The sequence below is a fragment of the Sphingomonas sp. genome (assembly GCF_042095875.1).
Taxonomy (GTDB): domain Bacteria; phylum Pseudomonadota; class Alphaproteobacteria; order Sphingomonadales; family Sphingomonadaceae; genus Sphingomonas.
Genome location: NZ_JBELMJ010000080.1, coordinates 1 through 6,173 on the forward strand (window position 1 = coordinate 1; position 6,173 = coordinate 6,173).

Consider the following 6,173-nt stretch of genomic DNA (forward strand, 5'->3'; position numbering starts at 1 on the left):
GCAAGACTCAGGCCTTGTGGCATAGTAGCGCGCCTGATCGACCTGAGCAGGAGGAGGCTCCAGCAGTAGGTTGAGATCGCGACTCGATGATAGATGGCAGCGACGGTGCGCCATGACGGTGCAGCGCCCATCGCGGGCGATGCGCACCTTCAAGAATCCTAAGACACCATTTATGCCAAGAGCGACAACGATGTGTCAGCCAGGCGTCGTGAGTATACAAGAAAAGGACTTGGCGGAGAGGGTGGGATTCGAACCCACGGTACCCGTAAGGGCACGCCGCATTTCGAGTGCGGTACATTCGACCACTCTGCCACCTCTCCGCGAGGTCCTTCGAGCCCGGCTGGATCAGCCGGTGAAGCGGTCGGAGCGCGGCCTCTAGCGACGTGATCGGAACCGCGCAAGCCCTTCGTGCTGCCGGGAACGGCGCTCACGCGAGACGTGCCCGCGAGAGCAGCGTTGTGCGCCTGCGCGTCGGCACTATCTATGTAGCGATGAACGACACCGTGTCCGCCGTTACCGGTTCCAGCCCTGCCCAGCCCGTCGCACCGCCCGTTTCGCACGCGCGCTTCTCAATTGGCGATGTCGTCCGGCATCGCATGCTCGATTTCCGCGGCGTCGTGTTCGACGTCGATCCGGTGTTCGCCAATACCGACGAATGGTATGACGCGATCCCCGAAAGCTTCCGGCCGCGGAAGGACCAGCCGTTTTACCACCTGCTGGCGGAGAATGCGGAGTCGAGCTACGTCGCCTATGTCAGTCAGCAGAACCTGGTGCATGACGACAGCGACGAACCCGTCGAGCACCCCGCGATCGCCGGACTGTTCGATCGGTTGGCAGATGGTCGCTACGGATTGAAGCGCCAGCACCGCCACTGAGCAGCGAAATACCGCTGCGTGGTTGACACCACAGCCGCCTTTTATTAGCTGCGCGCTTTCTTCCGCGGGGTCTGCCCCGGCGGACATAGTTTATTTGGGAAGTGAAAAGAGCCATGTTCGCTATCGTGCGCACGGGCGGCAAGCAGTACCGCGTTGCCGCTGGAGACAAGATCGTCGTCGACAAGATCGACGGTGATGCCGGAGCGTCGATCACGCTCGGCGACGTGCTGCTCGCGGGCGAGGGTTCGGACCTGAAGCCGACCGACGGCCTGTCGGTCGCGGCAGAGATCATCGCGCAGGCGAAGGCCGACAAGGTCATCGTGTTCAAGAAGCGCCGCCGTCACAATTATCGTCGCCGCAACGGCCACCGTCAGCAGCACACGATCCTCAAGATCGTGTCGATCGGCGCGTAACGAACAGCGGCTCGCAGGAGGTATTCGAAATGGCACATAAGAAAGCAGGCGGTTCGTCGCGCAACGGTCGTGACTCGGCCGGCCGTCGTCTGGGCGTGAAGAAGTTCGGCGGTCAGGAAGCGATCGCGGGCAACATCCTCGTGCGTCAGCGCGGGACGAAATACTATCCGGGCCGCAACGTCGGCATCGGCAAGGATCACACGCTGTTCGCGCTCGTCGACGGCCGCGTGGTGTTCCACGACGGCAAGCTCGGTCGCAAATTCTGCTCGGTGGACATGACGCCGATGGCGGCCGAGTAACATCGGGTAACCTGACGGGTTGCCCGCCAGGGTGACCCGAGTGCCGCGACGGCACCGAACCAACAAGGGAGGCGGGTCACCCCGGCTCCCTTTTTTCGTGCTCCCTCCAATCCTGTCGCAGGCGCGTCATCGGCACGTGCTTGGGGCGTTGAGCGAGGAGAGCGAGATCGTGTTCGCGCTGACGAGAAGATTGACGCTGCGGCCCGGCTGGCCGGAGGACGCCCCTGCCCTGTCCGCGGCGATCGGGCACGAAGCGGTGGTGCGCAACCTGTCGCGCGCGCCGTGGCCGTACGCACTCGGCGACGCGGAGACCTTCCTGTCGCTGCCCCGGGCGCCGCACCAACCGCGCTTCCAGATCATGACCCGCGGCGAGAACCGCCTGATCGGCGGCGTCGAGTTGATTGCGCTGGGCGGGCGCGTCCACGAACTCGGCTACTGGCTGACGCCCGACTGCTGGGGCAAGGGCTACGCGTCCGAGGCGGGTCGAGTCGTGATCGAGATGGCGCGCCACGCGCTCGGCAGCGAACGCCTGGTCGCGCGGTACATGGAGGACAATCCGGCGTCGGGTCGCGTGCTACGCAAGCTCGGCTTCGTCGAGACGGGATGCAGCCGGTTGTTCTCGCTCGCGCGCGGTACCGAGGTCGAGTGCGTCGATCTCGCGCTCGCCCTAGGCGAGCCGTGCTCGTCACCCTTGCCGATCGCGGCGTAGCGGCACGGTGACGTTGCCTTCGCGCGCGGCATGGCGGATCATGCCACGATGACCGTCACGCCGCTGCGCCGTCGCCTGAGCCCCGAAGAATCGCGCGAGGCAGCGCTGGAGGCGGCGCGCGCGCTGCTGGTCGAGGTTGGGCCGCAAGCAGTGACGCTGAAGGCCGTGGCGGGGCGCATCGGGCGCACGCACGCCAATCTGCTCCACCATTTCGGCTCGGCGGACGGACTGCAAAAGGCACTGATCGAGAGCATGGCGAGCCGCATCGTCGGGACGATCAAATCGGCGGTGCTGCGCGCGCGCGAACGCGAGGATCCGGCCGAGGTGGTCGACCTGACCTTCGACGCGTTCGGCAAGAACGGCGCGGGGGCGCTCGCCAGCTGGATGATCCTGTCGGGCGACGAGGACGCGCTCGACCCCATCCTGACCGCGATCCACGACCTGGTCGAGGAGCTGGCGCAGGACAATGACCCGGGTGCGCCGATCCACGAGGAAACGTTGCAGCTCGTGCTGATGGCGCTGGGCGACGCGCTGCTCGGCGCACCGATGGCACGCGCGCTCGGCCTGCCGCGCGACAAGGCACGCGAGCTCGCGCGCGCGATGCTGCTCGCCGATCGCGGCAAGCTGCCGGCAGCGTAGCGCGGCGACTCGCACCGGGTCGCTTTAACGACACGGACGCGCTAGGCGTCGCGGCATGCATTTCCTCGACCAGGCAAAGATTTTCGTCCGTTCGGGCTCGGGTGGCCCCGGTGCCGTCAGTTTCCGGCGCGAGAAGTTCATCGAGTACGGCGGCCCCGACGGGGGCAACGGCGGCAAGGGCGGCGACATCGTGTTCGAGGCGGTCGCCGGGCTCAATACGCTGATCGACTTTCGCTACACGCAACACTTCCGCGCGCCGCGGGGGCAAGGCGGGTCGGGCAGCAACCGCACCGGCGGCGGCGGCGACGACCTCGTCATCAAGGTGCCGGTCGGCACGCAGGTGCTCGCCGACGACGACGAGCGCACCCTGCTGGCCGATCTGACGCGAGTCGGCGAGCAGATCGTCTTCCTGCGCGGCGGCGACGGTGGCCGCGGCAACGCGAGCTACAAGACATCGACCAACCGCGCGCCGCGCCAGCACGGCACCGGTTGGCCGAGCGATGAGGCTTGGGTGTGGCTGCGCCTCAAGCTGCTCGCCGACGCAGGGCTGGTGGGGTTGCCCAACGCGGGCAAGTCGACCTTCATCAACCAGGTCACCAACGCCCAGGCAAAGGTCGGCGAGTACGCCTTCACCACGACGCGCCCGCAACTGGGCGTCGTGCGGCACAAGGGACGCGAGTTCGTGCTCGCCGACATACCCGGCCTGATCGAGGGAGCGGCGGACGGTGCAGGCATCGGCGACCGGTTCCTCGGTCATATCGAGCGCTGCCGCGTGCTGCTCCATCTGATCGACGCGAACGATGAGGATGTCGGCGAGAGCTACCGTATCGTGCGCGAGGAGCTGTCGGCCTATGGCGGTGGGTTGGACGACAAACCGGTGGTGGTCGCGCTCAACAAGATCGACACGCTCGACGACGAGCTGATCGCCGCGCTGTCGGCCGAGCTGGAGGACGCGAGCGGTGGTGCGGTGATCCCGATCTCAGGCGTCAGCGGCACCGGCGTCGATTGGGCGTTAGACAAGCTGCTCGAGGCGATCCCGTCGACCGACAGCCCGGTCGACGACGACGGCGAGGAGGATGCGGTGGAATGGTCGCCGCTCTGATCGTCCCATCTGGACGCAGCCGTTGGTACGAACGCTCGCTTGCCTCGTAAACGCCGCGCGATAACAACGGGCGTTCGATGTCGCTGTTTACGGCCTCTTCCTGCGCGCGACTGATCGTCAAGATCGGGTCGGCGCTGCTCGTCTCGCCCGATGGTGAGGTCAGGCGCGCTTGGCTGACGAGCGTCGCCGCCGACATCGCGGCGCGGCACGCGGCGGGTCAGCAGGTCGCGATCGTCTCCTCCGGCGCGATCGCGCTCGGCGCCCGGCGACTCGGGCTGGCGAAAGGAGGCCGCGCCAATTTAGAGGATGCGCAGGCCGCGGCTGCGGTCGGTCAGATCGCGCTCGCCGGCACATGGGCGGAACTGCTCGGGGCGGAGGGGCTCACCGCGGCGCAGATGCTCGTCACATTGGGCGATCTGGAGGATCGGCGTCGCTACCTGAACGCCGCCGCGACGCTCGACCGGTTGCTGAGCCTCGGGGTCGTACCGATCATCAACGAGAACGACTCGGTCGCGACCGAGGAAATCCGCTTCGGCGACAATGACCGTCTCGCCGCGCGCGTGGCGCAGGCGGCAGGCGCGTCGGCGGTCGTGCTGCTGTCCGACATCGACGGGCTCTACGATCACAATCCGTCGTTGCCGGGGGCGAACCATATCGGGCGCGTCGATCGAATCGACGCGACGATCGAGGCGATGGCGGACGCAGGGTCGGCCTCGGGCATGGGATCGGGCGGCATGGTCAGCAAGATCGCCGCGGCGCGGATCGCCAACGCCGCGGGCGCGCATCTGGCGATCGCGAGCGGCCGCGCGGATCACCCGCTCTCGATGCCGAGCCGTTACACGCTGTTCGCGGCCGAGCGCGGCGCCCCCGCGCGCAAGGCGTGGCTGGCCGGCGGGTTGACCGCCGCGGGCACGCTCCACGTCGACGCCGGTGCCGCTCGCGCGCTGCGATCGGGCAAGAGCCTGCTGGCGGCGGGCGTGACGCGCGTCGAGGGGCGCTTCGCGCGCGGCGATCTGGTGACGATCGATGCGGACGGCGCCACGATCGCGCGCGGCTTGAGCGAATATGACGCGGCCGAGGCGACGCGGTTGATGGGACGGCGGAGCGACGATCATGCCGCGCTGCTCGGCTACGCGCCGCGCGCCGCACTCGTCCACCGCGACCACATGGCGCTGGTGTCGGGCAGCAACCAAGGAACAGTGCGATGATCCTCGCCATCACCGGGGCGACCGGTTTCGTCGGCAGCCACCTCGTCGATCAGGCACTCGCCGCCGGCCACGACGTGCGCGCGCTGACCCGCCGCGAACAACCGCCACGCGACCGTCTGACCTGGGTGCCGGGCAATCTGAGCGGGCCGGGTACGCTGGTTGAGGGCGCCGACGCGGTGATCCACGTGGCGGGCATCGTCAACGCGGCGGACAGGGCCGGCTTCACCAGCGGCAACATCGACGGCACGCGCAGCATGATCGCCGCCGCCAACGACGCCGGCGTCACCCGCTTCGTCCACGTGTCCTCGCTCGCCGCGCGCGAGCCGCACCTGTCCGACTATGGCTGGTCCAAGCTGCAGGCCGACCGACTGGTGCAGTTGAGCGGGCTCGACTGGACGATCGTGCGCCCGCCCGCGGTTTTCGGCCCGCGGGATCACGAGATGCTGGAGCTGTTCCGCTTCGCGCGACGCGGGTTCGTTCCCCTGCCCCCGCGCGGCAATCGCCTGTCGGTGATCGCGGTCGAGGATCTGGCGCGCCTGCTGCTGACGCTCGCCACAGGGGACGGTGCGCGCCACATGGTGCTGGAGCCTGATGACGGTCGGCCGGGCGGATGGGATCACCGCGACTTCGCGCGCGCGATCGGGCGTGCGGTCGGCCGGCGTGCGGTGCCGCTGTCGATGCCTGGCGCGCTGTTGTCCGCGGGCGCGCGACTCGATCGCGCCTTCCGAGGCGCGCAAGCGAAGCTGACGCCCGACCGGGTCGGCTATTTCCGCCATCCGGACTGGGTCGCACACGCCCTGCCCTCGCCCGCGCTGTGGCGTGCCGAGTCGGACACCGCGGACGCGCTCGCCGCCACCGCCGAGTGGTATCGTGCCAACGGGTTGCTATAGCATCGCCGCACCCCGGCCTTAATCATCACGCATCGGAC

8 protein-coding genes and 1 tRNA gene are annotated in these 6,173 nt (G+C 68.2%); 8 read left to right on the plus strand and 1 reads right to left on the minus strand.

Annotated features, from left to right (window positions below):
- Window positions 1–230: 230 nt before the first annotated feature.
- Window positions 231–320 (minus strand) — tRNA-Ser (locus ACFDS6_RS16280).
- Between the two features lie 171 nt (window positions 321–491).
- On the opposite strand from ACFDS6_RS16280, the gene hspQ reads away from it, so the two are divergent.
- The 8 genes from hspQ (at window position 492) to ACFDS6_RS16320 (ending at window position 6,135) form a co-directional block, all read left to right on the plus strand.
- On the plus strand, window positions 492–875 hold the full coding sequence (hspQ, locus tag ACFDS6_RS16285; protein WP_375273153.1) for a heat shock protein HspQ: 384 nt from the start codon (window positions 492–494) through the stop codon (window positions 873–875).
- A 113-nt stretch (window positions 876–988) separates the two neighbouring features.
- Window positions 989–1,288, plus strand: coding sequence for a 50S ribosomal protein L21 (gene rplU, locus ACFDS6_RS16290; protein ID WP_174193818.1), 300 nt, complete (start codon window positions 989–991; stop codon window positions 1,286–1,288).
- Window positions 1,289–1,317: 29 nt separating this feature from the next.
- Window positions 1,318–1,587 (plus strand): 50S ribosomal protein L27, encoded by a 270-nt coding sequence (gene rpmA, locus ACFDS6_RS16295; RefSeq protein WP_375273147.1) that lies wholly within the window; start codon window positions 1,318–1,320, stop codon window positions 1,585–1,587.
- A gap of 148 nt (window positions 1,588–1,735) precedes the next feature.
- Window positions 1,736–2,296, plus strand: a complete 561-nt coding sequence (locus ACFDS6_RS16300; RefSeq protein ID WP_375273148.1) for a GNAT family N-acetyltransferase — start codon at window positions 1,736–1,738, stop codon at window positions 2,294–2,296.
- 30 nt (window positions 2,297–2,326) lie between these two features.
- Window positions 2,327–2,935 (plus strand): TetR/AcrR family transcriptional regulator, encoded by a 609-nt coding sequence (locus ACFDS6_RS16305; protein WP_375273149.1) that lies wholly within the window; start codon window positions 2,327–2,329, stop codon window positions 2,933–2,935.
- Window positions 2,936–2,990: 55 nt separating this feature from the next.
- Window positions 2,991–4,037: a GTPase ObgE gene (obgE, locus tag ACFDS6_RS16310; RefSeq protein WP_375273150.1), complete on the plus strand. Its 1,047-nt coding sequence runs from the start codon at window positions 2,991–2,993 to the stop codon at window positions 4,035–4,037.
- A gap of 77 nt (window positions 4,038–4,114) precedes the next feature.
- Window positions 4,115–5,245 (plus strand): glutamate 5-kinase, encoded by a 1,131-nt coding sequence (gene proB / locus ACFDS6_RS16315; protein ID WP_375273151.1) that lies wholly within the window; start codon window positions 4,115–4,117, stop codon window positions 5,243–5,245.
- Window positions 5,242–6,135 (plus strand): SDR family oxidoreductase, encoded by an 894-nt coding sequence (locus ACFDS6_RS16320; protein ID WP_375273152.1) that lies wholly within the window; start codon window positions 5,242–5,244, stop codon window positions 6,133–6,135. The genes proB and ACFDS6_RS16320 overlap by 4 nt, the downstream gene beginning before the upstream one ends.
- Window positions 6,136–6,173: the final 38 nt, after the last annotated feature.